The organism is Brachyspira sp. (assembly GCF_050873525.1).
Lineage (GTDB): Bacteria > Spirochaetota > Brachyspiria > Brachyspirales > Brachyspiraceae > Brachyspira.
Map to the genome: position 1 here is coordinate 1 of NZ_JBNMIZ010000239.1, position 3,825 is coordinate 3,825.

Genomic DNA, 3,825 nt, shown 5'->3' on the forward strand with positions numbered 1-3,825 from the left:
GATAATGCATGATTACATCATCTCCTAAAATATTATTATGAGAAACATTATTGATTATTATCTATAAATTAATGCCCAAAATGAAGTCCTATACTAAGTCCAATGTTCAAAGAAGGATAAGCCGTAACATAAATACCGTTAAATAAAGAACCCATATCCGTAGCTTGGAAAATCATCATATCCATTCCTACATGAAGTCCGCCTATCAAAGCTAATTTTCTCGATACGAAAAATCTCTGTTCCACAAATACATCGACATAAGGAACGATAATCGGAATGCTTGTGCTTAAAATAACATTTGGAAGATTAACAACTATTTTAGCTCCCGCAGAAAAACCTAAAATAGTGTCTCTTGGAACTAAACTATTTACGCTTCCGAATATAAATTTTGTATTGAGACCCGCTCCTAAACTCAAACCAGTTTTTTTAGTTACCGTTTTAGTATCGCCAGGAAGAGTTATAGCTATACTTTCCTGTTCGACTAAAACTTCCGCAAAAACGCTCACGCCTTTAAGCGCGTTATTCATTGAAAATTGATTTCCTATTTGCAAAGTCGCACCGAATATCGCTTCGGTAGAGCCGTTAACTTTATTAGCTCTTGATTCCGACATAGGAAAACTTGTAGACGCGGCGAGATTTCCTAAAATATCGAATTCAAAAGACGCAAAAACATTACAAAATCCCGCTAAAAATATTACCAATACAAACTTTTTCATCGAATACCTCTTTTTTCATATTCCGCTATTTCTAATATAATAACGGATTTCTAATATTATGTCAATAACTTTTATAAAATTTTTCATATTAAAATCAAATCAATAAATAATTATCTTCAACTATTTTATATAATTTAATATCTTTGTCTTCTAATATAAGTTTTATCAGCTTTATATCCGATTCGTCAAAATTACTCGGCAGATATATAGCTTTAACTTTTAATTTAAGGAAATTATCTAAATTATCAAAATCATTTTTATAAAATAATAAATTATAATTTCCGTTTTTACTGTCGATACTGCCAGAAAACATTGAAAGCAAAGAATTATATTCAATATCTTTCTTAATAAATTTAGCCTGCTTTCCGTATATATCTTCGTTAATATTATCGGAGTTTTCTATAATTGCTATAGAATTATTATTTAAATTCGGCAAATAATATTCTATGCAAATCGTTTTTGTTTTATCATTATTTTTATTTTCGTTATGAGAAAAAATATTATTTATATTGGAATTATTTGAATAAAAAGAAAAAATTTTTAATTTATTTATTATCGGTTCAATCGCTTTTAACTGCTTTTCGTTTAATTTATTTTTTAATAATTCTTTACAATTATTAAAATTAATTTTATTTTCTAAAATCAATTTTAAAGTATTAATATCGTATTCCATAATTTCGTAAAGCGAGGAAATATTATTATTCGTATTTTTATTTATACTTTTAATTAAAGATTTTTCAAATAAAGCCAAAAAGTCGTTATAGTTTATCAATCTTTTTGACAAGAGAGTAAACGACAATAAAAATATATTATAACTTGCAAAATTATTTTCCGATTTGTAATTATCCAAATATTTATTATAAGTTTGTAAAATTGAAGAATAATCTTTTTTCAAATAATACAAAATAGCCATATTATTATAAACATAGAAAGGAGTTTTTTCGTTTAATTTAAAAATAACTTTATTATAATATTCAATCGATTTGTCATAATCTTTAATATAAAAATAAGCGGTTGCAAGTTTATTATATAAATCGGAAGTCCAATTAATCTTGGAAGAGAGATTAAAATATTCCAAAGCCTTTTTATAATTTTCCAAATTAAAATAAGCTAAAAATAAATTATTATAAGACTCGTTATATTCTCCGTTGATTTCAATTGCTTTTTCAAAATATTCAATCGACTTCTCATATTCCGAATTTGAGTAATAACATAAACCGATTAAATTATAAACTTTATAAGAATTTTCATTTAAAACTTTTTTCAAACATTCAATAGCTTCGTAATAATAGCCTTTTGAATAATAACAAAATCCCAATTTATAATAATCTAGAAAAGAATCTTCCGAAAATCTTTTAGCCTTATCAAAATATAAAGCCGCCTTATCATAAAGATTTTTATTAAAATAAATCAAAGCCAAATTATTATAGGCGCTCGCGTATTTCGGATTAATATCTATAGCTTTTGAAAAATATTTTATGGCGTTATCGTAATCTTTCAAATAAGAATAAATCGCTCCCAAAGTATTCGCTATTTTATATGAATTGGAATTATATTGAAGAAATTTTGAAAGAGATTCTATAGCCTTATCGTATTCTCCGATTTTGTAATATGACATTCCGAGCATATCGTAAGCTTTAAATATTCTTTCGTCCAAACTCTTTGAATGCTCAAAAAATTTTATCGCTATCTCGTAATTTTTATTTCTATAATAAAACAAAGCCAAATTATTATAAGCCTTGTCGTATTTCGGATTTATTTCTATAGATTTGCTGAAATATTCAATCGCTTTTTTATAATCGTTTTTTTTGTAATAAGTTATTCCGAGCAAATTATAAGCGGAAGCCGAGTTTGGAGTTATTTTTAAGATTTCATTGAAACAGTTTATAGCTTTATCGTATTCTCCGATTGCATTATAGCTAATTCCGAGCAGATTATAAGCCTTGAAAGTTTTTATATCGACTTTTTTCGCTTCCTCAAAATATTTTATCGCTTCCTCAAATTCTTTTTTCTCTACGCAAATCTGTCCTTTATATAAATTCGCCCTATAATTTTTAGGAACTTTTTTTAAAATATTATCCAAAATATCCAAAGTTTTATCGTATTCTTCTCTGTTTATTCCGTAAGAAACTTCATTTAAAAGCGAATTGACATTATTATTCATAAAAAACCTTAAAAAACTTATAATAAATAATATGTTTTTATATTGTAAGGTATATTTATATTATGTCAACTAATTTTTTGAATAATTAATTAAAAATGATATGATACTTAAAAATACAAAAAACAGCGTCCCCCATTTTCAACACATCAAGAAACTAAAAAATTATTAAATCTCTTTGACAAATAAAATTATTCTGTTATAATATGCTTATGATTGAAAAAGATTTTAAAGTTCTCAATGATTATTTTATGCGGTATCTACTCGCAAAAGAAGACAGTCAAAATATTCTTAAAGATTTGATTAATTCCGTTAGAATTGATGCAGGACAGGAAGGCTTTGAAGAAGTTAAAATTTTAAATACTTTCAACTTAAAAGAATCGGTTAATGGAAAAGAGACGATTGTCGATGTCAGAGCGAAAACGAAGAGCGGGGAAACTGTTATTATTGAAATTCAAAGAGTAGGAAATAAAGCTTTTATTTATCGAGGACTTTATTATTGGGCAAAAAGCTACACCGCGAATTTGAAAGCTAAAAATAAATACGAAGATTTAAATCCTGTGATTAGTATTAATATTTTGGATTTTAATTTAACTGAAAATAAAAGCAAACCTCACAGTTGCTATTTTATTAAAGAATATGATACAAACGAAATATTGACTAATCATTTTGAAATGCATTTTTTGGAACTTAAAAAATTTAATGAAAAATCAAAATTATACGAACCGCTTGCGGATTGGTTTAAATTTTTAAATATTAAAAAAAATCTGGAGGATACAATGAAGATTTTAGTAGAAAAAAATCCCATAATGAAAGAGATTTATGACAAGTATAATAAGTTTGTAAAAAATGACGATTTGACGGAAGGCTATACGGAATGGGAAGAAAATTATTTTAGAATGCTAACATTGAGCGAAGAAAGATTGCAAGGAAAACTTGAAGGCATAA

General features: G+C 26.0%; 3 protein-coding genes. 1 reads left to right on the plus strand and 2 read right to left on the minus strand.

Features of this window, described 5'->3' with window-relative positions:
• Nucleotides 1–68: 68 nt before the first annotated feature.
• Nucleotides 69–716 carry a hypothetical protein gene (locus ACR0QS_RS11860; RefSeq protein WP_432633661.1) on the minus strand — a complete coding sequence of 216 codons (648 nt, stop codon included), beginning with the start codon at nucleotides 714–716 and terminating at the stop codon, nucleotides 69–71.
• A 94-nt stretch (nucleotides 717–810) separates the two neighbouring features.
• Nucleotides 811–2,880 carry a tetratricopeptide repeat protein gene (locus ACR0QS_RS11865; RefSeq protein ID WP_432633662.1) on the minus strand — a complete coding sequence of 690 codons (2,070 nt, stop codon included), beginning with the start codon at nucleotides 2,878–2,880 and terminating at the stop codon, nucleotides 811–813.
• A gap of 209 nt (nucleotides 2,881–3,089) precedes the next feature.
• Between ACR0QS_RS11865 and ACR0QS_RS11870 the strand changes: the two genes are divergently transcribed.
• Nucleotides 3,090–3,825: Rpn family recombination-promoting nuclease/putative transposase (locus ACR0QS_RS11870; protein ID WP_432633663.1), on the plus strand; the 736-nt coding region annotated here is incomplete at its 3' end.